24 protein-coding genes and 1 pseudogene are annotated in these 25,788 nt (G+C 55.3%); 13 read left to right on the top strand and 12 right to left on the bottom strand.

The window, feature by feature from the left end:
• The first annotated feature begins 1 nt into the window (after position 1).
• A complete protein-coding gene (purB, locus tag GJ746_RS10335) occupies positions 2–1,372 on the top strand; it encodes an adenylosuccinate lyase (protein ID WP_154680106.1) in 1,371 nt (456 codons plus the stop codon).
• A gap of 62 nt (positions 1,373–1,434) precedes the next feature.
• Here the strand turns inward: purB and GJ746_RS10330 are convergent, their stop codons facing one another.
• From GJ746_RS10330 to GJ746_RS10320, 3 genes are all read right to left on the bottom strand, one after another.
• The gene (locus GJ746_RS10330; protein ID WP_154680105.1) at positions 1,435–1,797 is read right to left on the bottom strand and encodes a cupin domain-containing protein; all 363 of its coding nucleotides are present in this window, start codon (positions 1,795–1,797) and stop codon (positions 1,435–1,437) included.
• 83 nt (positions 1,798–1,880) lie between these two features.
• Positions 1,881–2,687, bottom strand: a complete 807-nt coding sequence (locus GJ746_RS10325) for an AraC family transcriptional regulator (protein WP_154680104.1) — start codon at positions 2,685–2,687, stop codon at positions 1,881–1,883.
• 78 nt (positions 2,688–2,765) lie between these two features.
• Entirely contained in the window at positions 2,766–3,995 is a 1,230-nt protein-coding gene (locus tag GJ746_RS10320) for an MFS transporter (protein WP_154682691.1), read from the bottom strand.
• Between the two features lie 99 nt (positions 3,996–4,094).
• Here GJ746_RS10320 and GJ746_RS10315 point away from each other — a divergent pair, with 99 nt between their 5' ends.
• The 4 genes from GJ746_RS10315 to GJ746_RS10300 all read left to right on the top strand — a co-directional run bounded on the left by GJ746_RS10315 (position 4,095) and on the right by GJ746_RS10300 (position 7,969).
• Positions 4,095–4,541: a winged helix-turn-helix transcriptional regulator gene (locus GJ746_RS10315; RefSeq protein WP_154680103.1), complete on the top strand. Its 447-nt coding sequence runs from the start codon at positions 4,095–4,097 to the stop codon at positions 4,539–4,541.
• Between the two features lie 84 nt (positions 4,542–4,625).
• Positions 4,626–5,300, top strand: coding sequence for a two-component system response regulator PhoP (gene phoP / locus GJ746_RS10310; RefSeq protein ID WP_154680102.1), 675 nt, complete (start codon positions 4,626–4,628; stop codon positions 5,298–5,300).
• Positions 5,297–6,763 (top strand): two-component system sensor histidine kinase PhoQ, encoded by a 1,467-nt coding sequence (gene phoQ / locus GJ746_RS10305; RefSeq protein WP_154680101.1) that lies wholly within the window; start codon positions 5,297–5,299, stop codon positions 6,761–6,763. Before phoP ends, phoQ begins: the two co-directional genes overlap by 4 nt.
• Before the next feature lie 84 nt (positions 6,764–6,847).
• Complete coding sequence (locus GJ746_RS10300; RefSeq protein WP_154680100.1) at positions 6,848–7,969, top strand: cupin domain-containing protein; 1,122 nt, start codon at positions 6,848–6,850, stop codon at positions 7,967–7,969.
• A gap of 186 nt (positions 7,970–8,155) precedes the next feature.
• Here the strand turns inward: GJ746_RS10300 and pepT are convergent, their stop codons facing one another.
• Positions 8,156–9,385 carry a peptidase T gene (gene pepT, locus GJ746_RS10295; protein WP_154680099.1) on the bottom strand — a complete coding sequence of 410 codons (1,230 nt, stop codon included), beginning with the start codon at positions 9,383–9,385 and terminating at the stop codon, positions 8,156–8,158.
• A gap of 258 nt (positions 9,386–9,643) precedes the next feature.
• Between pepT and potA the strand changes: the two genes are divergently transcribed.
• The 6 genes from potA to GJ746_RS10265 all read left to right on the top strand — a co-directional run bounded on the left by potA (position 9,644) and on the right by GJ746_RS10265 (position 14,911).
• Positions 9,644–10,780, top strand: a complete 1,137-nt coding sequence (gene potA, locus GJ746_RS10290) for a spermidine/putrescine ABC transporter ATP-binding protein PotA (RefSeq protein ID WP_154680098.1) — start codon at positions 9,644–9,646, stop codon at positions 10,778–10,780.
• Entirely contained in the window at positions 10,764–11,621 is an 858-nt protein-coding gene (gene potB / locus GJ746_RS10285; protein WP_154680097.1) for a spermidine/putrescine ABC transporter permease PotB, read from the top strand. The genes potA and potB overlap by 17 nt, the downstream gene beginning before the upstream one ends.
• On the top strand, positions 11,618–12,403 hold the full coding sequence (gene potC, locus GJ746_RS10280) for a spermidine/putrescine ABC transporter permease PotC (RefSeq protein ID WP_004101171.1): 786 nt from the start codon (positions 11,618–11,620) through the stop codon (positions 12,401–12,403). The genes potB and potC overlap by 4 nt, the downstream gene beginning before the upstream one ends.
• Positions 12,400–13,446: a spermidine/putrescine ABC transporter substrate-binding protein PotD gene (potD, locus tag GJ746_RS10275; protein ID WP_154680096.1), complete on the top strand. Its 1,047-nt coding sequence runs from the start codon at positions 12,400–12,402 to the stop codon at positions 13,444–13,446. Before potC ends, potD begins: the two co-directional genes overlap by 4 nt.
• 236 nt (positions 13,447–13,682) lie before the next feature.
• Complete coding sequence (locus GJ746_RS10270) at positions 13,683–14,141, top strand: DUF3592 domain-containing protein (protein WP_154680095.1); 459 nt, start codon at positions 13,683–13,685, stop codon at positions 14,139–14,141.
• Positions 14,138–14,911, top strand: coding sequence for a TPM domain-containing protein (locus GJ746_RS10265; RefSeq protein WP_154680094.1), 774 nt, complete (start codon positions 14,138–14,140; stop codon positions 14,909–14,911). The genes GJ746_RS10270 and GJ746_RS10265 overlap by 4 nt, the downstream gene beginning before the upstream one ends.
• 103 nt (positions 14,912–15,014) lie before the next feature.
• Here the strand turns inward: GJ746_RS10265 and GJ746_RS10260 are convergent, their stop codons facing one another.
• From GJ746_RS10260 to GJ746_RS25610, 7 genes and pseudogenes are all read right to left on the bottom strand, one after another.
• The gene (locus GJ746_RS10260) at positions 15,015–15,356 is read right to left on the bottom strand and encodes a hypothetical protein (protein WP_154680093.1); all 342 of its coding nucleotides are present in this window, start codon (positions 15,354–15,356) and stop codon (positions 15,015–15,017) included.
• A gap of 44 nt (positions 15,357–15,400) precedes the next feature.
• Complete coding sequence (cobB, locus tag GJ746_RS10255) at positions 15,401–16,231, bottom strand: Sir2 family NAD+-dependent deacetylase (protein WP_154682690.1); 831 nt, start codon at positions 16,229–16,231, stop codon at positions 15,401–15,403.
• A 14-nt stretch (positions 16,232–16,245) separates the two neighbouring features.
• Positions 16,246–17,157: an N-acetylglucosamine kinase gene (gene nagK / locus GJ746_RS10250; RefSeq protein WP_154680092.1), complete on the bottom strand. Its 912-nt coding sequence runs from the start codon at positions 17,155–17,157 to the stop codon at positions 16,246–16,248.
• Positions 17,158–17,205: 48 nt separating this feature from the next.
• A complete protein-coding gene (gene lolE / locus GJ746_RS10245) occupies positions 17,206–18,450 on the bottom strand; it encodes a lipoprotein-releasing ABC transporter permease subunit LolE (RefSeq protein ID WP_154680091.1) in 1,245 nt (414 codons plus the stop codon).
• A complete protein-coding gene (gene lolD / locus GJ746_RS10240) occupies positions 18,450–19,151 on the bottom strand; it encodes a lipoprotein-releasing ABC transporter ATP-binding protein LolD (RefSeq protein WP_154680090.1) in 702 nt (233 codons plus the stop codon). Before lolD ends, lolE begins: the two co-directional genes overlap by 1 nt.
• Complete coding sequence (gene lolC / locus GJ746_RS10235) at positions 19,144–20,343, bottom strand: lipoprotein-releasing ABC transporter permease subunit LolC (RefSeq protein WP_154680089.1); 1,200 nt, start codon at positions 20,341–20,343, stop codon at positions 19,144–19,146. The genes lolD and lolC overlap by 8 nt, the downstream gene beginning before the upstream one ends.
• A gap of 185 nt (positions 20,344–20,528) precedes the next feature.
• Positions 20,529–20,609: pseudogene (locus GJ746_RS25610) on the bottom strand (hypothetical protein); the annotation flags it as partial.
• Between the two features lie 39 nt (positions 20,610–20,648).
• Between GJ746_RS25610 and mfd the strand changes: the two are divergent.
• Together mfd and ldtC are read left to right on the top strand one after the other, a co-directional pair.
• On the top strand, positions 20,649–24,095 hold the full coding sequence (gene mfd / locus GJ746_RS10230) for a transcription-repair coupling factor (protein ID WP_154680088.1): 3,447 nt from the start codon (positions 20,649–20,651) through the stop codon (positions 24,093–24,095).
• 165 nt (positions 24,096–24,260) lie between these two features.
• Positions 24,261–25,220 carry a L,D-transpeptidase LdtC gene (ldtC, locus tag GJ746_RS10225; RefSeq protein ID WP_154680087.1) on the top strand — a complete coding sequence of 320 codons (960 nt, stop codon included), beginning with the start codon at positions 24,261–24,263 and terminating at the stop codon, positions 25,218–25,220.
• Positions 25,221–25,441: 221 nt separating this feature from the next.
• Here the strand turns inward: ldtC and bhsA are convergent, their stop codons facing one another.
• On the bottom strand, positions 25,442–25,699 hold the full coding sequence (bhsA, locus tag GJ746_RS10220) for a multiple stress resistance protein BhsA (protein ID WP_154680086.1): 258 nt from the start codon (positions 25,697–25,699) through the stop codon (positions 25,442–25,444).
• Between the last annotated feature and the right edge of the window lie 89 nt (positions 25,700–25,788).

Raw genomic sequence — 25,788 nt, 5'->3', positions numbered from 1 at the left:
TATGGAATTATCCTCACTGACCGCCGTGTCCCCAGTCGACGGCCGCTACGGCGATAAAGTCAGCGCGCTGCGCGGTATCTTCAGCGAATTCGGTTTGCTGAAATTCCGTGTTCAGGTAGAAGTTCGTTGGCTGCAAAAGCTGGCCGCGCACGCAGCGATTAAGGAAGTTCCTGCTTTTGCTGCTGACGCAAACGGTTACCTTGATAAAATCGTCGCCGATTTCAGCGTAGAAGATGCAGAGCGCATCAAAACTATCGAGCGCACCACTAACCATGATGTCAAAGCAGTAGAGTATTTCCTCAAGGAAAAAGTCGCCGATATCGCTGAACTGCATGCGGTTTCCGAGTTCATTCACTTCGCCTGCACCTCCGAGGACATCAACAATCTGTCGCACGCGCTGATGCTGAAAACCGCTCGCGACGAGGTGATCCTGCCTTACTGGCGCAAGCTGATCGATGCGGTTAAGGACCTGGCGGTTCAGTATCGCGATATTCCGCTGCTATCCCGTACTCACGGTCAGCCAGCGACGCCTTCCACCATGGGTAAAGAGATGGCGAACGTCGCTTACCGTATGGAGCGTCAGTATCGTCAGCTGAACCAGATTGAAATCCTTGGCAAAATCAACGGCGCGGTTGGTAACTATAACGCCCACATCGCCGCCTATCCGGAAGTGGACTGGCATCAGTTCAGCGAAGAGTTCGTTACCTCGCTGGGTATCCAGTGGAACCCGTACACGACTCAAATTGAGCCGCACGACTATATTGCCGAGCTGTTCGACTGCATCGCGCGCTTTAACACTATCCTGATTGATTTCGATCGTGACGTGTGGGGCTATATCGCGCTTAATCATTTCAAGCAGAAGACGATTGCTGGCGAAATCGGCTCCTCCACCATGCCGCATAAAGTAAACCCGATCGACTTCGAAAACTCTGAAGGCAACCTCGGTCTGGCTAACGCGGTTATGCAGCATCTGGCGAGCAAACTGCCGGTTTCCCGCTGGCAGCGCGACCTGACCGACTCCACCGTCCTGCGTAATCTCGGGGTAGGCATCGGCTACGCGCTGATTGCCTATCAATCTACCCTGAAAGGCGTGAGCAAGCTGGAACTGAATCAGGACCGCCTGCTGGATGAACTGGATCACAACTGGGAAGTTCTGGCAGAGCCAATTCAGACCGTGATGCGCCGCTACGGCATTGAAAAGCCATACGAGAAGCTGAAAGAGCTGACCCGCGGCAAGCGCGTTGACGCCGAAGGCATGCAGCAGTTCATCGACAGCCTGGCGCTGCCGGAAGAGGAAAAAGTCCGCCTGAAAGCGATGACCCCGGCTAACTATATCGGCCGCGCGACCACTATGGTTGACGAACTAAAGTAAGACCAATAACCCTCTTTCCACTTAGGAAAGAGGGTTTCATATCCGCCCTGCCGCAGCAATCGTTAAATCCAGACGTCGTTCACCGCGGTACGATTTCCGCCCTTATTCCCTGTATTCAGGACGCCGCACGGCTCGACCAGCATGAGTTTGGTTTCCTTTTCCGCCGAAGTTTTATGCTCAACACCCCGGGGTATAACGATCATTTCTCCGGCCTGAAGCAGCAGATACTTATCGCGAAAATCCAGGCGCAGCACACCCTCCAGTACGATCAGGGTTTCATCCGTTTCCGGATGGCTATGCCAGATAAAGTCGCCGAGGATCCTGACCAACTTGAATTGATAATCATTCATTTCGGCCACCACCTTCGGCTGCCACTGCTCGGTGAAGAGAGTGAATTTCTGCGCGATATTAATCGATTGATACATGAGCTGACTCCTTGAGATAAAGGCTGTCAGCATAGATAAAATCCCCACCGCAGAGATTGAACGATTGTGCAACTTGCGGCGCATCAGGCGCGGACAAACTTCAGCCAGCGGCCAGGAGAGAGGCCAAAACGGTTGATGAACTGACGCGTCATATGGCTTTGGTCGGCAAAGCCCGCGTGGGCTGCGATATCCGCCAGATTATCCCCTGCCAGCATCCGCTGGCGGCAAAAATCGAGGCGCCGCATCATCACGTAACGCCAAGGGCTGGTACCAAACAGCGCCCTGAAATCGCGGCTCAGGCTCCAGCGGTCTCTGCCGCTGACGTTCGCCAGGGTATCGAGGGTGATGTTCTGAGCAAAACAGGTGTAGACATATTCCCGAGCCCTCTCTGCGGCGGGATAATCGAAGGCCCGACGTCGAAAGCGCTGGCCGCCGACGGCGGCCAGCGTCTGCGCCAGATCGTACAGCGCGTCCTCCTCCTCCAGAGGCGCGAAGCTGGCATTGACGTCTTTCAGCAACGGAACCGCGGCGCGCAGCAAGCGCGGATCGCTGGAAATTCCGCCAGGAATAAAGGGCAATGGCTTGCCGCCAAGGATCTGTTGAATCAGCGCGGGCTCAATATACACCATCCGATAGCGAAACCCTTCTTCGGTTCCTGCATCGCCGTCATGGACTTCATCGGGATGCAAAACCATCGTGCCGCCGGGAAGGCTATGCTGCAGGCCACCGCGATAGTGAAAGCGTTGCACGCCGGAGAGCGTCTGGCCAATGGCGTAAGTATCATGCCTGTGGGGTTCATAACCGTGGCCGCCGAAGAAGGCTTCAATACGCTCAATATTGGTGGACGACTGGGCCAGTCGGACCCAATCAACACTTTTCTGTTGTGACATGATTTACGCTCCCGCGTCATCGTTCAAAACGACATCCGCTATATTATATAAAAAACCAACACCACCACTCGCTCTCTGCTATCTTTCTCCACCATCATAGCGATTCATTACGCCCCGGGTCATCCACCAGAACAGCAGCGCCAGCAGGCTGACTGATGCTCCCAGCAGACAGACGCTCTGCCATCCTGCGCTCGCATATACCGCAGTCGTGGATATCGCCCCCAGGCCGCTCCCGAGCGCATAAAACAGCATATACAGGCCCACCAGCCTGCTGTGCGCTTCGGGACGGGTACGAAAAATCATGCTTTGATTGGTGACATGCAGCGCCTGACCGCCGAGATCCAGCAGTACAATGCCAATCAGCAACGCCGCTGGCGACCATGCCATCAGCGATAAAGGCCACCAGGCAATCAGTAATATTATCAGGGCGATGGCGCTGGTGCGCTGCCCATATCCGCGATCGGCCCATTTACCGGCTCGTCCCGCCGCCAGAGCGCCGATAACCCCTACCAGGCCCAGGGCGCCAATCTCAGTATGAGAAAAGCTGAAAGGCGGAGCGCTAAGCGGCAAAACCAGCGCGCTCCAGAAGATATTAAATGCGGCAAACATCAATAATGCCAGCACCCCGCGAATCTGAAGCACTTTTTCCTGACGCAGCAGCGTCAGCATCGATATCAAAAGCCGGGGATAGCGTAAGGAGGTGGGCGCAGCGGCTAAAACCGGCAGCCGCCGCCACAGCGGAAACGCGATCCCCAGCATCAGTAAAGCGGCGCAGATATATACCCCGCGCCAGCCAAAGAGATCGCTGATGCCCCCGGAGACTACCCGCGCCAGCAGCAACCCGATAAATACCCCACCCTGCGCAGCGCCCACTACACGCCCCTGTTCATGGGGCGAGGCGGCGCTGGCTGCATAAGCGATTAACCCCTGCGTCATCGCGGTACCCAACAGGCCAACGGCAAGCATGCTCCCCAACAGCATCGCTGTGCTGGACGCCATACTCACCGTCGCCAGCGCGGCGATAAGCAGAACTACCTGCGTCGCCATCAGGCGACGACGATTCACCCGATCGCCCAGCGGTACCAGCAGTAACAATGCCAGAGCGCAGCCAATTTGAGTCACCGCAATCACGCCGCCAATGGAGGCGTCGCTAATGGCAAAATCTCGGGCTAACGCGTCGAGCAGCGGCTGCGCGTAATAGACGTTTGCCACGCTCAGGCCGCTGGCCACAGCAAATAGCCAGACCAGACTACGAGGCATAACCGGTGCAGGATCCATTAGCGATGGCGCTATCGTTGACGCTTTCATCATTCCCCCTTCACAATCTAGTTTCAAAATAAAACTAGTTGAAGGCTAGAGCATGTGGTTTTAAAATGCAACTAGTTAAATCAGCCGTTCGGAGAGTCCATGCCGCCGCGTGAAAAAAAGCACAACGAAACCTGCCCCGTAGCCCGCAGCGTCGATCTGATCGGCGATCGCTGGTCCTTGTTAATCGTGCGTGATGCCTTTGATGGCATGCGCCGCTTCAGCGATTTCCAGCGAAACCTCGGCATGGCGCGTAATATTCTCTCTGACCGTCTGCACAAATTGGTAGACTGCGGTATTCTCACTACGCAATCCGCTTCAGACGGTACGGCTTATCAGGAATATGTGTTGACGGCAAAAGGAGAGCGTTTATTCCCCGTAGTTGTAGCGCTTCGCCAGTGGGGAGAGCAGCATCTGTTTGCCGATGGTGAACCCCACTCCGTATTGCTCGATAAACGTACGCTGCGGCCGGTACCCATGATGTCACCTGTAGCAGAAGATGGACTCTTCCTGACATCTCATGAGACTGAGGTACAAAAAATCAAATAAAATTCTTTATTTAACAGCCGTTTATGTTAAAGGTGTATAATAAGCGCTAAACTATTCAAATCATGAATAAAATGGAGAATTGGCATGCGCGTACTCGTAGTTGAGGACAACGCTCTGCTGCGCCATCACCTAAAAGTTCAGCTACAGGAACTGGGCCATCAGGTAGATGCGGCGGAGGACGCAAAGGAAGCGGATTACTATCTGGGTGAACACGTTCCGGACATTGCCATCGTCGATCTTGGGCTGCCGGATGAAGATGGCCTTTCGCTGATTCGTCGCTGGCGTAGTCACGACGTATCGGTACCCATACTGGTGCTGACCGCGCGCGAAGGCTGGCAGGATAAAGTCGAGGTGTTGAGCGCCGGGGCGGATGATTACGTTACCAAGCCATTCCATATTGAAGAGGTCGCAGCCCGCATGCAGGCTCTTCTGCGGCGTAACAGCGGTCTGGCATCGCAGGTTATCTCCCTTGCACCGTTCCAGGTAGATTTATCGCGGCGCGAAGTGTCGATTAACGACCGGCCCATCAAGCTGACGGCGTTTGAATACACCATTATGGAAACGCTGATCCGTAACCGGGGTAAAGTGGTCAGCAAAGACTCGCTGATGCTACAACTCTATCCCGACGCCGAACTGCGTGAAAGCCACACTATCGATGTCCTGATGGGTCGGTTGCGCAAAAAAATTCAGGCTGAATATCCGCAGGATGTGATTACAACCGTGCGCGGCCAGGGCTATCTTTTCGAATTACGCGGATGAAAGGGCTGCTGCGGCATATTCTGCCGCTATCGTTACGCATCCGCTTTCTGCTGGCGACTGCCGCCGTGGTGCTGGTACTGTCGCTCTCTTATGGCATGGTCGCGCTGGTCGGCTATAGCGTAAGCTTTGATAAAACCACCTTCCGCCTGCTGCGCGGCGAGAGCAACCTGTTCTATATGCTGGCGAAGTGGGAAAACAATACCATTGATGTTGATATCCCCGAAAATCTCAACATGCAAAGCCCTACGGTGACGCTGATTTACGACGCTAATGGCCATCTTTTGTGGACACAGCGCGATGTCCCGTGGCTGGCGAAACGTATACATCCGGAATGGCTTAAAGATAACGGTTTTCACGAGATTGAGGCCGATGTTAACAGCAGCAGTATGCTGCAACATAACAACGATGAAATTCAGCAGCAGCTTGATGCCATCAGGGAAGAAGACGACTCTTCCGAAATGACCCACTCGGTGGCGGTCAATATCTATCCGGCCACCAGCACCATGCCGCAGCTTAGTATCGTGGTGGTAGACACGATTCCCGTCGAGCTTAAACGCTCCTATATGGTGTGGAGCTGGTTTATATACGTCCTCGCGGCTAACCTGCTGCTGGTGATCCCGTTGCTATGGATCGCGGCCTGGTGGAGTTTACGCCCAATCGAATCGCTGGCCAAAGAAGTGCGCGAACTGGAAGAACATCACCGTGAAATGCTCAATCCGAACACCACCCGCGAGCTTACGCGGCTGGTCAGCAACCTTAACCGTCTGCTGAAAAGCGAACGCGAGCGCTACGATAGGTACCGCACAACGTTGACCGATCTGACCCATAGTCTGAAAACGCCTCTCGCGGTCATGCAAAGCACCCTACGTTCCATGCGCGGCGAGAATCTCAGCGTTAACGAAGCGGAGCCGGTAATGCTGGAGCAGATTAGCCGCATCTCGCAGCAGATTGGCTACTATCTGCACCGCGCCAGCATGCGCAGCGGCGGCTCGCTGCTGAGCCGTGAATTGCATCCTATCGCCCCGCTGCTCGACAGCCTGATCTCGGCGCTGAATAAGGTCTATCAGCGCAAGGGCGTGAACATAACTCTTGATATCTCACCTGAAATCAGTTTTGTCGGCGAAAAAAACGATTTTATGGAAGTCATGGGCAACGTGCTCGATAACGCCTGCAAATACTGTCTTGAGTTTGTCGAAGTTTCCGTACGTCAGAGTAACGATAACCACCTGCATATTCTGGTTGAAGATGACGGTCCGGGGATCCCGAAAACGATGCGCGACGCGGTGTTCGATCGCGGCCAGCGAGCCGATACCCTGCGCCCCGGACAGGGCGTAGGTCTCTCGGTCGCCCGCGATATTGTTGAACAATACGATGGCCGCATCCTCACCGAAGACAGCCTGCTCGGCGGCGCCTGCATGGAAGTGATCTTTGGCCGCCAGGGGCTGGAAGATAAAGAGAGCTAAAACAGTGTTTTTTAACGGCGCCTGCATCATGCTGGTGCCGCATCCGTTATAATCCCTAACAGACACCTGCTGTGGAATATAAATATGGATTATCAACTAACGCTTAACTGGCCCGACTTTATCGAACGCTACTGGCAAAAACGCCCGGTGGTGCTTAAACGAGGCTTTGCAAATTTCGTCGATCCGTTAAGCCCGGACGAACTGGCCGGACTGGCGATGGAGAGCGAAGTCGATAGTCGCCTGGTCAGTCATCAGGACGGTAAATGGCAGGTCAGCCACGGTCCGTTTGAGAGCTACGATCACCTGAGCGAAAATAACTGGTCGCTGCTGGTGCAGGCGGTAAATAACTGGCACCAGCCAACGGCGGCGCTGATGCACCCCTTCCGCGCCCTCCCCGACTGGCGTATCGACGATCTGATGATTTCGTTTTCTGTCCCCGGCGGCGGCGTTGGTCCTCACCTCGATCAGTATGACGTGTTTATCATTCAGGGTACCGGCCGCCGCCGCTGGCGCGTGGGTGAAAAGGTGCCGATGAAACAGCACTGTCCGCATCCGGACCTGCTGCAGGTCGACCCGTTTGAAGCAATAATTGATGAAGAGATGGAGCCGGGCGATATTCTTTATATTCCGCCGGGATTCCCACACGAAGGCTATTCGCTGGAAAATTCACTCAACTACTCGGTCGGCTATCGGGCGCCGAACGCTCGCGAACTGTTCAGCGGCTTTGCCGATTATATACTGCAGCGTGAACTGGGCAGCCAGCGCTACGCCGACCCGGACGTGCCGTCGCGTGAGCACCCTGCGGATATTCTGCCCGTCGAGCTGGACCGCCTGCGCGATATGATGCTGGGGCTGATTAACCAGCCGGAGCACTTTAAACAGTGGTTTGGCGAGTTTATCACTCAATCCCGTCACGAGCTGGACGTGGCTCCCCCGGAGCCGCCGTACCAGCCCGATGAAATTTACGATGCCCTGCAGCAGGGCGATAAACTGACGCGTCTCGGCGGCCTGCGCGTGCTGCGAATTGATGGTGAAGTGTTTGTTAACGGCGAGAAAATTAACTCCCCACACCGCCCGGCGCTGGATGCCCTGGCAACCCACCTGACGTTAAAGGCAGAGCATCTCGGCGATGCCCTGGAAGATCCCTCTTTCCTCGCCCTACTGGCCGCCCTGGTCAACAGCGGCTACTGGTTCTTTGAGGATTGACGTAGCTTGCCCGGTAATGGCTAACGCCTTACCGGGCCTACGGTAGCCCAGACAAGTACCGTCAAACGCCGCCTCCCGGAAATGTGCCAGGTTGAGGCATCCGCGCTACGGCTTCCCGGCTCGCGCGGCGCTTAGCCGGGCTACTGGTCCGCAGACAGCTGTAAACCCAATCCGGGAAAACAGCTATTATGCACTGCGTTTTGCCGTCAGCTCGGCAATACGCACAATTACCTGTACCGCCTTTTCCATACCTTCAAGGGTCACAAACTCGTGCTTACCGTGGTAGTTATAGCCGCCGGTAAACAGATTCGGGCATGGCAGCCCCATAAAGGAGAGCTGCGCGCCGTCGGTACCGCCGCGAATCGGCTTCATTTCCGGGTCAATCTGGCAATCGATCATCGCCTGGCGGGCAATCTCCACCACGTGCGGATGCGCCATTACCTTCTCATGCATATTGTAATAGCTGTCCTCAATCACCAGCTCTATATAGCAATCCGGATGCAGCCCTTTACCAACCCTTTTGGCAATCTCCATCATTTTGCGCTTGCGGGCTTCAAACTGTTTACGGTCAAAGTCGCGGATAATGTAGTGCATATCCGCGCGATCGACCGTGCCTTTGATGCTGGCCAGATGGTAAAACCCCTCGTAACCTTCGGTGGTTTCCGGCGCTTCGTCGGCAGGCACCTCGGCATGAATGCGCGCCGCCAGCGACAACGCATTGACCATCACCCCTTTCGCGGTGCCCGGATGCACGTTATTGCCAACGATCTTAATCGTCACCGAGGCGGCGTTGAAGTTCTCGAACTCCAGCTCGCCTACGCCGCCACCGTCGACGGTATAGGCCCAGCGGGCATCAAAGGCGGCAACATCGAAATGCTTTGCCCCTTTGCCTACTTCTTCATCCGGAGTAAATGCCACGCGAATATCGCCGTGGGGGATATTCTTCGCCTTTAGCGTTGCCAGCGCGGTCATAATTTCAGCGATCCCCGCCTTATCGTCCGCGCCAAGCAGCGTTTTACCATCGGTGGTGATCAACGTCTGCCCGAGCAGCTGATGCAGTATGGGGAACATCACCGGCGAGAGCACCTCATCGCCAATACCGAGGGCGATATCGCCGCCGCGATAGTTTTCTACAATCTGCGGATTAACGTTTTTACCGCTGAAGTCAGGTGATGTATCGACATGGGAAATAAAACCAATCACCGGAATATCGCCCGCAACGTTAGCCGGCAGGGTACCCATGATGGTCCCTTTCTCACTCAGCGTTACGTTCACCAGTCCCATTTCTTGCAGCTGCGCCTGAAGCAGACGTAACAGCTTCCACTGTCCTTCCGTGCTCGGTACCTGACGCACGCCAGGCTTCGACTGCGTATCCAAAGAAACGTACTGTAAAAAACGCTCAAGCAATTTATCCATGTAGCCACCCTCTTCTTTTGTGACAACATTATTGATAAGCCGGAAAAGACAAATATTGCGTCAGGTCATTTTTAGCCCGGCAAATAAGAATTTAATACATTTAGAACGAGAATGTTGTAAAGGTAGCCCATCATGGCGTTTCAATCATTGGCGATTACCAGCGTTTGCCGTAGAATGCTCGGCCTTATTATTTTATGTGCATACCCAAAGGTAGGTTAACCACAAACCCCGCATCGGTCAGCTTTCCGTTGCGTCTACATGGGACAGAGTCAAAAATTGAATATACAACCGCGTTCGCGTTCTCCGCTGGTTCAGCTGGCGGGAATTCGCAAAAGCTTTGATGGTAAAACGGTAATATCCGACCTCAATCTGACCATCAACAACGGTGAGTTTCTCACCCTGCTTGGCCCCTCTGGCTGCGGTAAAACAACCGTTCTTCGTCTTATCGCCGGGCTGGAAGGCGTCGATAGCGGCCTCATCCATCTCGAAGATCAAGACATCACCCATATCCCGGCGGAAAACCGCCACGTCAACACCGTCTTTCAAAGCTATGCGCTATTTCCGCACATGACGGTGTTTGAAAACGTCGCCTTTGGCCTGCGCATGCAAAAAACCCCGGCGGCGGAAATCGCCCCCCGCGTCCACGATGCTCTGCGAATGGTGCAGCTTGAAGAGTTCGCCCAGCGTAAGCCGCATCAGCTCTCCGGCGGGCAGCAGCAGCGCGTCGCCATCGCCCGGGCGGTGGTCAACAAGCCGCGTCTGCTGCTGCTTGATGAATCACTCTCCGCCCTCGACTATAAACTGCGTAAGCAGATGCAAAACGAGCTGAAAGCGCTGCAGCGTAAGCTCGGTATTACCTTTGTTTTCGTCACCCACGATCAGGAAGAAGCGCTGACCATGTCCGACCGCATCGTGGTGATGCGCGATGGTAAAATTGAGCAGGACGGTACGCCGCGCGAAATCTACGAAGAGCCGAAAAACCTGTTTGTCGCCAGCTTTATTGGCGAGATCAATATATTTAACGCTACGGTCATCGAACGGGTTGACGAACAGCGGGTGCGCGCCAGCGTAGAGGGTCGCGAATGCAATATCTACGTCAACTTCGCCGTTGAAAAAGGCCAGCAGCTTAACGTTCTGCTGCGTCCGGAAGACCTGCGGGTTGATGAGATTCACCACAGTAATGAAGCAGACGGCCTGATAGGCTATATCCGTGAACGCAACTATAAAGGCATGACGCTGGAATCGGTGGTCGAACTGGAAAACGGCAAGATGGTGATGGTCAGCGAATTCTTTAATGAAGACGATCCTGATTTTGACCACTCTCTCGACCAGAAAATGGCCATTAACTGGGTAGAAAGCTGGGAGGTTGTGCTGGCCGATGAAGAACACAAGTAAATTCCAGAATGTGGTGATCGCCACCATCGTGGGTTGGCTTGTGCTGTTCGTCTTTTTGCCCAACCTGATGATTATCGCCACCAGCTTCCTGACCCGCGACGATACCAACTTCGTTAAGCTGGTCTTTACGCTGGATAACTACGCGCGCCTGCTCGACCCGCTTTACTACGACGTACTGCTGCACTCGTTGAATATGGCGCTACTGGCGACGCTGGCCTGCCTGGCGCTGGGCTATCCTTTCGCCTGGTTTCTGGCAAGGCTGCCGGAGAAGGTTCGTCCGCTGATGCTGTTTCTGCTGATCGTGCCGTTCTGGACCAATTCGCTGATTCGTATCTACGGGCTGAAGATCTTCCTCAGCACTAAGGGTTACCTTAACGAATTTTTGCTATGGCTGGGGGTCATCGATACGCCGCTGCGCATCATGTATACGCCCTCTGCGGTTATTATCGGCCTGGTCTATATTCTGCTGCCGTTTATGGTAATGCCGCTCTACTCCAGTATTGAGAAGCTCGAGCGCCCGCTGCTGGAGGCGGCGAAAGATCTTGGCGCCAGCAAACTGCAAACCTTTATCCGCATCATCATTCCGTTGACCATGCCGGGCATCATTGCCGGCTGTCTGCTGGTAATGCTTCCGGCAATGGGGTTGTTCTACGTCTCCGATCTGATGGGCGGCGCGAAAAACCTGCTGGTTGGCAACGTCATTAAGAGCCAGTTTCTTAACATTCGCGACTGGCCGTTCGGCGCAGCTACCAGCATCACGCTCACGCTGGTGATGGGGCTAATGCTGCTGATTTACTGGCGCGCCGCGCGTTTACTGAATAAAAAGGTGGAGCTGGAATGATCGGTCGACTGCTGCGCGGCGGCTTTATGACCGCCATTTATGCCTATCTCTACATTCCCATTATTATCCTGATCGTTAACTCGTTTAACAGTTCGCGATTCGGCATTAACTGGCAGGGTTTTACCACCAACTGGTACAGCCTGCTGATGAACAACGATAGCCTGCTGCAGGCGGCGCAGCACTCGCTGACCATGGCGGTGCTGTCGGCTACCTTCGCTACGCTTATCGGCTCGCTGACTGCCGTGGCCCTCTACCGCTATCGCTTTCGCGGTAAACCGTTCGTCAGCGGTATGCTGTTCGTGGTGATGATGTCGCCGGATATTGTGATGGCGATTTCGCTGCTGGTGCTGTTTATGCTGATTGGTATTCAGCTGGGATTCTGGTCGCTGCTGTTTTCGCATATCACCTTCTGTCTGCCCTTTGTGGTGGTTACGGTGTTTTCGCGCCTGAAAGGCTTCGACGTACGGATGCTGGAAGCAGCAAAAGATCTTGGCGCCAGCGAAATGACTATTTTGCGGAAAATCATTTTGCCGCTGGCGCTGCCCGCGGTAGCTGCGGGATGGCTGCTGAGCTTTACCCTGTCGATGGATGATGTCGTGGTTTCTTCATTCGTGACCGGACCGGGCTATGAGATCCTGCCGCTGAAGATCTATTCGATGGTCAAAGTTGGGGTATCGCCAGAAGTTAATGCACTGGCGACCATTCTGTTGGTTCTGTCGCTGGTGATGGTCATTGCCAGCCAGATAATTGCACGTGATAAAACTCAGGGGACGTTAAAATGAAAAAATGGTCACGCCACCTGCTCGCAGCGGGCGCTCTGGCAGTCGGAATGAGCGCCGCGCACGCGGACGATAGCAAAACGCTCTATTTCTATAACTGGACCGAGTACGTACCGCCGGGTCTGCTGGAGCAGTTCACTAAAGAGACCGGAATCAAGGTTATCTATTCGACCTATGAGTCGAACGAGACCATGTACGCCAAGCTCAAAACCTATAAAAACGGCGCCTACGATCTGGTGGTGCCGTCCACCTACTTCGTCGATAAAATGCGCAAAGAAGGCATGCTGCAAAAGATCGATAAGAGCAAGCTGACTAACTTCGCTAATCTCGATCCTGAAATGCTGAACAAGCCGTTTGACCCGAATAACGACTACTCGATTCCCTATATCTGGGGCGCGACCGCCATTGGTATTAACAGCGATGAGATCGATCCGAAAACCGTCACCAGCTGGGCGGATCTGTGGAAGCCGGAGTATAAGAGCAGCCTGCTGCTGACCGACGACGCGCGTGAAGTGTTCCAGGTTGCGCTGCGTAAACTCGGTTATTCGGGCAATACTACCGATCCGAAAGAGATTGAAGCGGCCTATAACGAGCTGAAAAAGCTAATGCCGAACGTCGCGGCGTTCAACTCAGATAACCCGGCGAACCCGTATATGGAAGGCGAGGTAAACCTCGGCATGGTGTGGAACGGCTCCGCGTGGGTTGCCCGTCAGGCCGGTACTCCGCTGGAAGTGGTGTGGCCGAAAGAAGGCGGCATCTTCTGGATGGATAGCCTGTCGATTCCGGCGAACGCCAAAAACGTCGATGGCGCGCTGAAGCTGATCAATTTCCTGCTGCGCCCGGAAGTGGCGAAACAGGTAGCGGAAACCATCGGTTACCCGACGCCTAACCTTGCCGCGCGTAAGATGCTGAGCCCGGAGGTTGCCAATGATAAATCGCTCTATCCGGACGCCGACACGGTTCAAAAAGGCGAATGGCAGAACGACGTCGGCAGCGCCAGCACCCTGTATGAAGAGTATTATCAGAAGCTGAAAGCGGGTCGCTAATCTCTCTACACTGCCGGGCTTCGGCCCGGCAGTAAGAGCCTGGCCCAGTCAGTTTGGTACGGACAGCGCACAGAAACCGGAGCACAGGTAGTACGTTGAGGATTGACTCGCTACGCTCGCCTTCCTGGCCGCCCTGAAGGGCGTTCAGAATACTTCCGTATTTTATCGAGCACTAATGGCAAGTAAAATAGCCCTACTGGCATAGGTTCTAAGATGTGTTACAAGGATAAGTACGCATGAAACGGGACGGTAAAGTTCTTTATTATATATTCCTCTCTTTGGGCATCGTTATGATGCTGATCTCCGCCGCTATTTTTTATTACCAGTATCGCTCTACCAGCAACGTTATTCATACCACAGGGATTATCGTTGATACCGAATGGCGCAGAGGCAACCCAAATGCAATAGGGTCAAAACGCAATAAGCCCACCTGGCATCCTGTTGTCGCCTTCCGCCCAACGCCCGACTATACGCTGATTTTTAAATCCAGAGCCGGTAACGCCCTTTATGAACACAGCGAAGGCGAAACCGTCAATGTGATCTACCCTCCCGGCCAGCCGCATAAAGCCAAAATCCACAGTCGGTGGATGAATTTTTTTAAATGGGGGTTTGTCGGGCTCATCGGTATTGTTTTCACCGCAACAAGCCAGCTTATTCGCCCTCGCAGTAAAAAGAAGCCGAGGATAGTCCAGTGAGGAAATTAATCACCCTGTTGCTCTTTCTTTCGCTTTTTCATCCCGGTTTCGCCGCATCGACACCGGCAATTGAGGGATATCTTACCGATACCACTCATACCCTTTCCGACGCCCGCAATATTTCCCGCCGTGCCGAACTGTTTAAAAAGCAAACCGGAATTGCGCCATTTATTCTGCTGACCACGCAAAGCAATATTTCGCAGGCGAATAAAGCGCGCCTGCTACAGTCGGCAAAAATGGCGGCGGGCGACAGTCAGGGCATCCTGCTGCTGATTATCAACACCGACGACCGCCGGGATGAACTGGTTGCCGATCGAAAGGCGCAGCCGCGTCTGGAAGCTCGCCATGCGGCGTTAATTGTGGAAAATCACACCCTGGCCTACTGGCAGCATGGTCTGTGGTTTCAGGGAATTAACACTGCGCTGGACGTCTTACAGGCCGCGCTCCTGCAGCAGCCAACACCGCCGCTAACCTGGTATAGCGCATCAGATACGGCCAGGAAAAAAGATTTACCCGGCCATCCGCTCGGTTTTCTCTTCTGGATACTGGCATTTATGGCCTTCAGCTGGTGGTTCCGCTTCACCACCCGCTGGCGCTATGTGCTGAAGTTCACGCTGGCAATGACGGTAGCTAACCTTTTTTATCAGGCCATATGTCTGTTCTTCAGCAGCGGGGGCTTTTCCCTGCATAAAATCGTTCCCCTGTGGGCGGTAATGATAGGCTTCAGTACCTTTGTCGCCACCTGGCTGTGGACGCATAAACGACGCTGAATTTAACCCAGCAGGAATTAGCGAGAATGACAACGCTCGCAGAGGGTAAATTTTATCTTTACCCTCTGCTTCCTCAAGATCAGAATCGGTCATTCTGCACCGGCTATTTTTTGCTGCGCGGCCCAGCCTGCCCTTTCCGTTCTCCCCGATACCTGGCTGAGATATCATCCAGCAGGCCAATGACATAATTGAGCGGCTTCCACAGCGCAGCTACGGTAATAAGCGTACCAATAAGTGATATATCGCCCTGCGCGTTCTGGCCGACGAACAGCAGATAGAGCAGATGAAACAGACAGGAAGCAGCGGATCCGATGCCGAGAAAAAGACACAGAATAAACAGAACGTTTCTGGTGCCGGAAAGCTGCGGCAGACACAATTGACTCCACAGTACAACCCCTACTGTGGCAATTAACATAATCAAAGATATGATTAACGGGCTATCCATAGCCGCTCCTGGCATTCCATTGCTCTTTATCAAAGATGATATGACTAGCCTGCGATCCTTTTAAGCAGCGTTTCCACATAGCGAGGTACTTCTTCGCTGGCCAGGCCATAGTGCTTTTCGGCAAATTCACTGCCGACCTGGCTTGGCTCGAGGTTTAGTTCAACCGTATGGGCGCCCTGCAGCCGCGCTTCATGGACAAACCCTGCCGCCGGATAAACGTGCCCGGAGGTGCCAATGGCGATAAAAATATCGCACTCGGCCAGCGCAAGGTAGATTTCATCCATATCCAGCGGCATCTCGCCGAACCATACCACGTGCGGGCGCAGCGGTGCGGGAAACTGGCAGCAGTGGCATTTATCTTCCGTCGTAACGTCACCGGTCCACTTCAGTACCTGTCCGCTCCACGAGCAGCGCACCTTAAGCAGCTCGCCGTGCATATGAATCACCCGGTGGTTGCCCGCGCGCTCATGGAGATTATCGATATTCTGGGTCACCAGCAGAAAATGATCACCGAGAACCTCTTCCAGTCGCGCCAGCGCCTGATGCGCCGCGTTAGGGGCGATCTCCGGGCTTTGCAGCTGGCGTCGGCGGTCGTTATAAAACGCCTGAACCAGCGCCGGGTCGCGAGCGAAACCTTCCGGCGTCGCCACATCCTCAACCCGATGCTCTTCCCACAGACCATCGGCGGCGCGGAAGGTTTTAATTCCCGACTCCGCCGAGATGCCCGCGCCGGTTAATACCACAACTCTTGGTTTTTCCATCGCTTCAGGGGTCTCCTTATCTTCGCCGAAGAAAATCCGCTGACGCAGACGGTCTCGTAACCGGCGCTTGTTGCGGCGAAATCGGCTTAATCGATGTAAGCGGCGCGACTGCATAGCTACCTCTGTCATTAATGAGTCAGATGAAGGAAGGCCGCACCGCGCATACCTCCGGCATCACCATGACGCGCGCGCTCAATGCGCGGCACGCTGGCAACGGGAAGCAGATGTCGCGGCAGGCGCTGCGCCAGCCCTTCGGTTATTGCAGTAAAGTTAGACAATCCTCCACCAAGCACCAGCAGATCGGGGTCGATAATCGTTAAAATATTGCCAAGACACACCGCCAGCAGATCGAGATAGCGCTCGACGTGTTCCCGCGCCTGCGCATCGCCCTGCTGCCAAAGTTCAACGATCTCGGGTGAGGTTAAGGATTGTTGGTAAAAGTGTTCGTACAGCCAGGCGAAACCGCGGCCAGAAAGATAGTTTTCGATGCAGCCCAGTTGGCCGCAGCCGCAGCGGGTGAGCGGAAAATCGCGTCCCACCACCTCAAGGGCATCCACCGGCAGGCGGATATGGCCGAACTCGCCGGTAATATAGCGATGTCCGGTAATCGATTTCCCGTTGAGCACCAGTCCGCCGCCAACGCCGGTGCCGAGAATCAGCCCCATCACCAGCGGATAGCGGGTAAATTCATCGTCCCACGCCTCGGAAAGCGCAAAGCAGTTGGCGTCGTTATCAAGACGGACGTCGCGCGCCAAACGGTGGCTCAGGTCGGCACGCAGCTTCCTGCCGCTGGCGGCGGGAACGTTGGCGGCGTAGAGCGTGCCGTCTTCAGTTTCCGGCATTCCCGGAATACCAATTCCCACCGAGCCCTGACAATCGAAGCGCCGATCGGCTTCCCGCACCAGCGCCTCTACCGCCTGCAAAAAAGCCTCGTAGCTCTCTTTTGGCGTAGCGACGCGTTTTTCCCACAGCAGCCGCCGCGCTTTATCAAATACGCCCAGCGCTATCTTGCTGCCGCCAATGTCAAATCCATAGTACATTTCAGCAATTCCTCTTTACTGGTCAACAAAGCCGACCATGACGATAAATTACTGGCCACTCAGCACCCTCGCCGGGTCAATGCGGCTGGCGCGGCGGGCGGGATACCAGCTGGCCAGCAAACTCAGCAACAGTGCCGTCACCAGCACGTAAACGACGTCCAGCCAGTGCAGTTCAGACGGCAGGAAGTCAATAAAATAGATGTCGCCGGAGAGGAATTTATGCCCGATCAGGCCCTCAATACCGTTAATAATCGAGGTCAGCTTAAATGCGCAAATAACGCCAATCGCCACCCCAATCAGGCTCCCTACCGAACCGGCAAGTAAACCATACCATACGAAAATCGCGCGGATCAGCCCGTCTTTTGCCCCAAGCGTGCGCAGCACCGCAATATCGCCGCTTTTATCTTTCACCGCCATCACCAGGGTCGAAACGATGTTAAAACAGGCGACGCCAATGACCAGCACCATCGCCAGATACATAATGGCGCGGATCATCTGAATGTCGCGGTACATATAGCCATAGGTACCTATCCAGCTCTTGATGTAAACGTAGCTATTGGTCACTTCTCCCGCATCGCGCACCAGGGTATTGGCGTGGAATACATCGGTGACTTTAATGGCGATACCGGTCACGCTGCTGCCCATTTCAAGGTACTGCTGCGCATCCTGCATGGGGATCATGGCAAAACTATGATCGAGCTGACCGCTAAGCTGCAAAATACCGCTGACGTGGAGCCTGACGCGCTTTGGCTGCAGCAGCTGGTGCTCGGCATCCGAGTTCGGGATCATGATAGAGACCCAGTCCCCCTGCTTAACGTGCAGCGCATCGGCCACGCCCTTCCCGAGAATCACCTGCTGTTCACCGGCTTTAAAGCTGGCCCATGCCTTATTCAGCACGAAGTTTGGCAGTGAGCTGAGGCGGCTCTCCTGCTGCGGGTCGACGCCTTTCACCTGAATTGCGCGCATGTTGCTGCCGCTCTCCACCAGCCCGGTGAAGTTAATATAGGGCGCTGCGGCAACGATGCCTTTGACCTTTTCAACCTTCGCCAGTACATCGCTCCAGTTGTTCCACGGCTGATTAACCGGCTCAATTTCACCGTGCGGAACCACCGCCAGAATGCGGTTGTTAAGTTCGCGCTCAAAGCCATTCATTGCGCTCAGGCCGACAATCAATACCGCTACCCCCAGCGCAATACCGATGGTTGAGATAACCGAAATCAGCGATACCATCCCTCCGCGCCGCCGTCCGCGGCTAAAGCGCAGAGCAATCAATAACGATAACGGAGAAGCCATTACTCGGCCCCCATCAGGGAGAGTTCGGCGGTCAGACGACCGTCGCGCATCTCCAGCTGGCGATTCATGCGTTTTGCCAGCTGCAGATCGTGGGTAACGACCAGGAACGCGGTACGCTGCGCCACGTTCAGTTCACCAAGCAGCTGAAAAATGCTGTCGGCGTTACGGGCGTCAAGGTTACCGGTAGGCTCATCCGCCAGCACCAGACGTGGTTTATTCACCAGCGCGCGGGCTATCGCGACGCGCTGACGCTCGCCGCCGGAAAGCTCCGACGGACGATGGTCGCTGCGGTGCTCAAGCCCAACGGCGCGCAGCATCGCTTTCGCCTGACGCTCGATATCCGCCGCTTTTTGCTTACCAATCAACAGCGGCATCGCCACGTTTTCCAGCGCGGTGAAATCCGGCAGCAGATGGTGAAACTGATAGATAAAGCCGAGCTCACGGTTACGCAGGTCGGCGCGGGCGGCGGCGGAGAGCTGGCTCATCGATTGACCGGAAAAGATAACGTCACCCGAGGTTGGCGTATCCAGCCCGCCAAGCAGATGCAGCAGCGTACTTTTGCCGGAACCGGAGGAACCGACAATCGCCATCATCTCCCCTTCCTCAATGCTGAAGCTGACATCATGCAACACGTCGGTTTGCACAGTGCCTTCCTGATAGCGTTTGCACAGGTTGTCGCATTGCAGCAGGATCTTATTCATAACGTAAAGCCTCAGCGGGTTGAGTGGCGGCAGCGCGCCATGAAGGATACAACGTAGAGAGTAAAGCCAGCGCCATGGCCACGAGGGCAATGACGATCACCTGCAGCGGCTCAATGGCTACCGGCAGCGCGGCGCCGTCAAGGAACGCGCCGATAATTGGCATCAAATTATTCAACTGGCTGGCGAGCAGCGCGCCCAGCCCGGCGCCAAGCAGCGCGCCGACAATCCCGGCGCTGGCACCCTGGACCATAAAGACCAGCATGATCTGCCGCGGCGTCAGGCCGAGGGTTTGCAGAATAGCGACTTCGCCCTGCTTCTCCATGACCATCATTCCCAGAGAAGTAATGATGTTAAAAGCGGCGACGGCGATAATCAGGCTCAGCAGCAGGCCCATCATATTTTTTTCCATCCGCACGGCCTGGAATAGCTCGCCTTTACGCTCGCGCCAGTCCTGCCATTTGGTACCTTCCGGCAGTTTCTGCTGGCTAAGCGTGTCGACCTGCAGAGGCTGATTCAACCACAGCCGCCAGCCGGTAATATTTCCCTGCGGGTAGCGCATCAGGCGTGAGGCATCGTCGATATTGGTCAACATCTGATAGCCGTCGACTTCGCTGCTGGCGGCAAAGGTACCGATGACGTTAAACAGACGCTGGCTGGGAACCCGTCCCATCGGAGTAAACTGGCTGGCGGAGGGCACCATCACGCGGATTTGGTCGCCGCGGTTGACCCCCAACTGCCCTGCCAGCTGTTCACCCAGGATAACGTTATACTTTCCGGCCTGGAGATCGCTCTGCTTCACGTTAACCAGATAGGGCGTCAGGGGATCTTTTTGCGCCGGGTCTATCCCGAGCATCACGCCAACCGCCACGCTCCGGGCGCTTTGCAGCACCACATCACCGGTGGTCAGCGGCGCCATGCGGGTGACTCCCTGTAGTCTGGCTGCGCTTTCCGGCAGCTTTTGCGGGTTTATGGACCCCTGCTGTGCGCTGAGAATGGCCTGCGGCATCAGCCCCAGGATGTTGTTTTGCAGCTCGCGCTCAAAGCCGTTCATCACCGAAAGAACGGTCACCAGCGCCATCACGCCAAGCGTAATGCCAATAGTGGAAAGCCAGGAGACGAAACGACCGAAGCGGTCGGCTGCGCGCCCGCGCATATAGCGAAGGCCGATAAAAAGTGCGGCAGGTTGATACATGTAATCCATCTGATTGCTGATAGCCGATGCCCGAGTATATAAGCGATTATGGGCAGCGTAAATGACTGAAACCTGTAGATTTTATTGGCAAAAACAGCAAAAAACCAATATAAACAACGATATAGAAAAATAAGTCCTTATTTAACTTTACGCTTATCGGAGTTCGTTACATTTTCTCCCGCATCATGACATTTGCGATACGGGTTGGCGAATCCGGGGCGATCGCGGATAATCAGACTATTGAATATCAGCGAGTTGCCCTCCATATCGGCAGAGCGAATCCCCAAGAGACCATGATACCGTCTATGCCTGAACAATACCGATACTCTTTGCCGGTTAACGCCGGCGATCAGCGCCAGCTTGGCGAACTTACCGGCGCGGCCTGCGCCACTCTGGTAGCTGAAATGGCCGAGCGCCACGGCGGTCCGGTGGTACTGATAGCCCCCGATATGCAAAACGCCCTGCGTCTGAATGATGAAATCAGGCAGTTTACCGACAGCATGGTGGCAGGCCTGGCGGACTGGGAAACGCTTCCCTACGACAGCTTCTCGCCGCATCAGGATATCATCTCTTCGCGTCTCGCCACGCTCTACCAGCTTCCGACCATGGAACGCGGCGTATTAATCATTCCGGTCAGCACCCTGATGCAGCGCGTCTGCCCGCATAATTTCCTCCACGGCCACGCGCTGGTGATGAAAAAAGGCCAGCGGCTGTCGCGGGATGCGCTGCGCTCCCAGCTGGATAGCGCCGGCTACCGCCATGTCGATCAGGTGATGGAACACGGCGAGTACGCAACCCGCGGCGCGCTGCTCGACCTGTTTCCGATGGGCAGCGAGCAGCCCTATCGTCTCGATTTTTTCGATGATGAGATCGATAGCCTGCGTCTGTTCGACGTTGACAGCCAGCGTACTCTGGAAGAAGTCGCCAGCATCAACCTGCTTCCGGCCCATGAGTTCCCGACGGACCAGGCCGCCATCGAGCTGTTCCGCAGCCAGTGGCGCGACCGCTTTGAGGTCAAACGCGACGCGGAGCATATTTATCAGCAGGTCAGTAAAGGCACGCTGCCCGCGGGAATCGAGTACTGGCAGCCGCTGTTCTTCAACGAACCGCTGCCGCCGCTGTTCAGCTATTTTCCGGCGAAAACGCTTATCGTCAACACCGGCGATCTGGAGGCCAGCGCCGAGCGCTTCCAGAACGAAACCCGCGCCCGCTATGAAAACCGCGGCGTCGATCCGATGCGCCCGCTGTTGCCGCCGGAGCAGCTCTGGCTGCGCAGCGATGAGCTATTTCGCGAGCTAAAAAAATGGCCGCGCGTCCAGCTCAAAACCGAGCGTCTGGCCGATAAAACCGCCAATACCAATCTCGGCTATCAAAAATTACCTGAACTGGCTATCCAGGCGCAGAACAAAGCGCCGCTGGATAACCTGCGCCGATTCCTTGAATCCTTCAACGGGCCGGTAATCTTCTCGGTCGAGAGCGAGGGGCGTCGCGAGGCGCTGGGCGAAATGCTGGCGCGCATTAAGGTTGCGCCAAAGTATATCCTGCGTCTTGAAGAGGCGACGGATAACGGCCGCTATCTGATGATCGGCGCGGCAGAGCATGGTTTTATCGATAGCCAGCGTAATCTGGCGCTGATTTGCGAAAGCGATCTGCTGGGCGAGCGCGTTGCCCGCCGCCGTCAGGATTCGCGGCGCACTATTAACCCGGATACCTTAATTCGCAACCTGGCGGAGCTGCATATCGGCCAGCCGGTGGTGCATCTTGAACATGGGGTCGGGCGCTACGCCGGCATGACCACCCTTGAAGCGGGCGGTATTAATGGCGAATACCTGATGCTGACCTACGCCAACGACGCCAAACTGTACGTTCCGGTGTCGTCGCTGCATCTGATTAGCCGCTACGCCGGCGGCGCGGAAGAGAATGCGCCGCTGCACAAGCTGGGCGGAGACGCCTGGGCGCGAGCGCGGCAGAAAGCCGCCGAGAAGGTACGCGATGTGGCCGCCGAACTGCTGGATATCTACGCCCAACGCGCGGCAAAAGAGGGTTACGCGTTTAAACATGATAAAGAACAGTATCAGCTGTTCTGCGACGGTTTCCCGTTCGAAACCACACCCGACCAGGCGCAGGCCATTAACGCCGTACTGAGCGATATGTGCCAGCCGCTGGCGATGGACCGGCTGGTCTGCGGCGATGTCGGCTTCGGCAAAACCGAAGTCGCCATGCGCGCGGCTTTTCTGGCAGTTGAAAACCATAAGCAGGTGGCCGTGCTGGTACCAACCACCCTGCTCGCCCAACAGCACTTCGATAACTTCCGCGATCGCTTCGCCAACTGGCCGGTGCGCATCGAGATGCTCTCACGCTTCCGTAGCGCTAAAGAGCAGGCGCAGATCCTTGAGCAAGTTGCTGAAGGGAAAATCGATATTCTTATCGGTACCCATAAGCTGCTGCAGCCGGACGTTAAGCTGCGCGATTTGGGCCTGCTGATTGTCGATGAAGAGCACCGCTTTGGCGTGCGCCATAAAGAACGTATCAAAGCGATGCGCGCTGATGTCGATATCCTGACCCTGACCGCCACGCCGATTCCGCGAACGCTGAATATGGCGATGAGCGGTATGCGCGATCTCTCGATTATCGCCACGCCTCCCGCCCGCCGTCTGGCGGTCAAAACCTTCGTCCGCGAGTATGACGCGCTGGTCGTGCGCGAGGCGATCCTGCGTGAAGTGCTGCGAGGCGGCCAGGTTTACTATCTCTATAATGACGTCGAGAATATTCAGAAAGCGGCGGACAGGCTCGCGGAGCTGGTGCCTGAGGCGCGTATTGCCATTGGTCACGGGCAAATGCGGGAGCGCGAGCTTGAACGGGTAATGAACGATTTCCACCACCAGCGCTTTAACGTCCTGGTGTGCACCACTATTATTGAAACCGGCATCGACATCCCGACGGCGAACACCATTATTATCGAGCGCGCCGATCACTTCGGTCTGGCGCAGCTGCACCAGCTGCGCGGCCGCGTTGGTCGTTCACATCATCAGGCCTATGCCTGGCTACTGACGCCGCATCCGAAAGCGATGACCACCGATGCGCAAAAACGCCTTGAGGCTATCGCGTCGCTGGAAGATCTTGGCGCCGGATTCGCGCTGGCCACCCATGACCTTGAAATTCGCGGCGCGGGGGAACTACTGGGCGAAGATCAGAGCGGCTCCATGGAAACCATCGGCTTCTCACTCTATATGGAGCTGCTGGAAAACGCCGTTGATGCGCTGAAGGCCGGGCGCGAGCCCTCTCTGGAGGATCTCACCAGCCAGCAGACCGAAGTTGAACTCCGTATGCCATCGCTGCTGCCGGACGACTTTATCCCGGATGTGAATACCCGCCTGTCGTTCTACAAGCGCATCGCCAGCGCGAAGAACGAGAATGAGCTGGAGGAGATCAAAGTTGAGCTGATCGATCGCTTTGGCCTGCTGCCGGATCCGGCAAGAAACCTGCTCGACATCGCCCGATTGCGCCAGCAGGCGCAGAAGCTGGGGATCCGTAAGCTTGAGAGCAACGAAAAAGGCGGCACCATTGAGTTTAACGAGAAGAATAACGTTAACCCGCTCTGGCTGATTGGCCTGCTGCAGAAGCAGCCGCAGCACTATCGTCTGGATGGCCCGACGCGTCTGAAGTTTATGCAGGATCTCGCCGAGCGCAAAACGCGAATGGACTGGGTGCGGCAGTTTATTCGTCTGCTGGAAGAGAACGCTACCGCCTAGCGATAACCGGGATACGATCTACAGGTCGTATCCCGGCCCTGTTTTCAGATTCGGCAAAATTTACAAACATTTTGCATTCCCCTGCACTTCCCAACACTCGCTCCCTCATAATCTTAAGGCCTCTTCGTATAAAAATAACCACTTACTTATTATGGAATTATGGTGATGAAAAGCTTTTCGCGTATTTCACTCTGGCTGGGGATGGTAGCTATCGCCGCCGCGCTGACGCTGCCTGCTCGCGCCAACACCTGGCCACTGCCGCCTCCGGGCAGCCGCCTGGTGGGGCAAAACCAGTTTCACGTGGTCGAAAATAACGGCGGCTCTCTCGAAGCGATCGCTAAAAAGTACAACGTTGGCTTCCTGGCTCTTCTCCAGGCTAACCCCGGAGTCGATCCTTATGTTCCGCGAGCCGGTAGCGTGCTGACTATTCCGCTGCAAACCCTGCTGCCCGACGCGCCTCGTGAAGGGTTAGTTCTCAACCTGGCCGAGCTTCGTCTCTACTATTATCCACCCGGAAAAAGTGAAGTGACCGTGTATCCTATCGGTATTGGGCAGCTCGGCGGCGATACGATTACCCCGACGATGGTCACCACCGTCTCCGACAAACGCGCCAACCCAACGTGGACGCCAACGGCCAATATTCGCGCCCGCTATAAAGCAATGGGGATTGACCTGCCTGCCGTCATGCCTGCCGGGCCAGATAATCCGATGGGACATCATGCCATTCGCCTGGCGGCTTACGGCGGCGTCTATCTGCTGCACGGCACCAACGCTGACTTCGGCATCGGCATGCGCGTCAGCTCCGGCTGTATTCGCCTGCGCGATGACGACATCAAAGCGTTGTACAACGAAATAACCCCAGGCACGAAGGTCACGATCATTAACACGCCAATCAAAGTATCCGTTGAGCCGAACGGAGCCCGGCTGGTAGAAGTGCACCAGCCGCTGTCGAAGCATATTGATGACGATCCGCAGACGCTGCCAATTACTCTTAACGACAGCATGCAGGCATTCAGGCAGGCGCAGTTGACCGATGCTGAAGTTATGGAGCGGGCGATGACGCTACGTTCAGGTATGCCGATTGATGTCACCCGTCACCATCACATCACGGAGCAGTCGCTCTAGCCTACCGGGTCATAGCCATAAAAAAACCGCCTTCTGAACTGAAGGCGGTTTTTTTGTGGCAAGTGACAAATAACAACGTACTGCTTTTCTGCGGTCCGCAGCGTCATAAAAGGGGTGGACGCCGCATCTCGTCAGGGAACAACTTATTTCTTACTCAACGTGGACTGCTGAAGGGATCAGGCCCACGCATAATCAGTGGCATAACAGGGGAATGCAAAAAATTATTTGTAGATAACCGCAGTCCCGTGCAGGGTGTTCGGCCCGGTTACGGAAGTAATACGGTAAGAGGTTGCCCCCATTTCTTCCGCTTTTTGCGCCAGCTGATCTTCCAGCGAACCGAGGTTAGTCCCGGCAGTAGCGGAGACGGTACCGATTTTATGCTGACCAGCCGGAGTTGACTGTACTTCTACAGCAGCAAAGCTGGCGAAAGAAAGCGAGCTGAGAACGGCGGCAATGGCTAAAGTTTTAACGTTTTTCATGATGATTAAACCTGTGCAGATGAATGTTTTTGTAGGGGTGAACGCATTTACTTAACGATCGATAGGTAAATAATAGTGTGATCCAGGTC

It is taken from the genome of Klebsiella oxytoca, assembly GCF_009707385.1.
In the GTDB taxonomy this organism is placed as follows: Bacteria; Pseudomonadota; Gammaproteobacteria; order Enterobacterales; family Enterobacteriaceae; genus Klebsiella; species Klebsiella oxytoca_C.
This window is presented reverse-complemented; position numbering and strand designations above follow the sequence as displayed.

Coding starts and splice junctions, on each gene's coding strand:
- purB (WP_154680106.1), top strand. CDS start 2: ATGGAATTATCCTCACTGACCGCCGTGTCCCCAGTCGACGGCCGCTAC.
- GJ746_RS10330 (WP_154680105.1), bottom strand. CDS start 1,797: ATGTATCAATCGATTAATATCGCGCAGAAATTCACTCTCTTCACCGAG.
- GJ746_RS10325 (WP_154680104.1), bottom strand. CDS start 2,687: ATGTCACAACAGAAAAGTGTTGATTGGGTCCGACTGGCCCAGTCGTCC.
- GJ746_RS10320 (WP_154682691.1), bottom strand. CDS start 3,995: ATGAAAGCGTCAACGATAGCGCCATCGCTAATGGATCCTGCACCGGTT.
- GJ746_RS10315 (WP_154680103.1), top strand. CDS start 4,095: ATGCCGCCGCGTGAAAAAAAGCACAACGAAACCTGCCCCGTAGCCCGC.
- phoP (WP_154680102.1), top strand. CDS start 4,626: ATGCGCGTACTCGTAGTTGAGGACAACGCTCTGCTGCGCCATCACCTA.
- phoQ (WP_154680101.1), top strand. CDS start 5,297: ATGAAAGGGCTGCTGCGGCATATTCTGCCGCTATCGTTACGCATCCGC.
- GJ746_RS10300 (WP_154680100.1), top strand. CDS start 6,848: ATGGATTATCAACTAACGCTTAACTGGCCCGACTTTATCGAACGCTAC.
- pepT (WP_154680099.1), bottom strand. CDS start 9,385: ATGGATAAATTGCTTGAGCGTTTTTTACAGTACGTTTCTTTGGATACG.
- potA (WP_154680098.1), top strand. CDS start 9,644: ATGGGACAGAGTCAAAAATTGAATATACAACCGCGTTCGCGTTCTCCG.
- potB (WP_154680097.1), top strand. CDS start 10,764: ATGAAGAACACAAGTAAATTCCAGAATGTGGTGATCGCCACCATCGTG.
- potC (WP_004101171.1), top strand. CDS start 11,618: ATGATCGGTCGACTGCTGCGCGGCGGCTTTATGACCGCCATTTATGCC.
- potD (WP_154680096.1), top strand. CDS start 12,400: ATGAAAAAATGGTCACGCCACCTGCTCGCAGCGGGCGCTCTGGCAGTC.
- GJ746_RS10270 (WP_154680095.1), top strand. CDS start 13,683: ATGAAACGGGACGGTAAAGTTCTTTATTATATATTCCTCTCTTTGGGC.
- GJ746_RS10260 (WP_154680093.1), bottom strand. CDS start 15,356: ATGGATAGCCCGTTAATCATATCTTTGATTATGTTAATTGCCACAGTA.
- cobB (WP_154682690.1), bottom strand. CDS start 16,231: ATGCAGTCGCGCCGCTTACATCGATTAAGCCGATTTCGCCGCAACAAG.
- nagK (WP_154680092.1), bottom strand. CDS start 17,157: ATGTACTATGGATTTGACATTGGCGGCAGCAAGATAGCGCTGGGCGTA.
- lolE (WP_154680091.1), bottom strand. CDS start 18,450: ATGGCTTCTCCGTTATCGTTATTGATTGCTCTGCGCTTTAGCCGCGGA.
- lolD (WP_154680090.1), bottom strand. CDS start 19,151: ATGAATAAGATCCTGCTGCAATGCGACAACCTGTGCAAACGCTATCAG.
- lolC (WP_154680089.1), bottom strand. CDS start 20,343: ATGTATCAACCTGCCGCACTTTTTATCGGCCTTCGCTATATGCGCGGG.
- mfd (WP_154680088.1), top strand. CDS start 20,649: ATGCCTGAACAATACCGATACTCTTTGCCGGTTAACGCCGGCGATCAG.
- ldtC (WP_154680087.1), top strand. CDS start 24,261: ATGAAAAGCTTTTCGCGTATTTCACTCTGGCTGGGGATGGTAGCTATC.
- bhsA (WP_154680086.1), bottom strand. CDS start 25,699: ATGAAAAACGTTAAAACTTTAGCCATTGCCGCCGTTCTCAGCTCGCTT.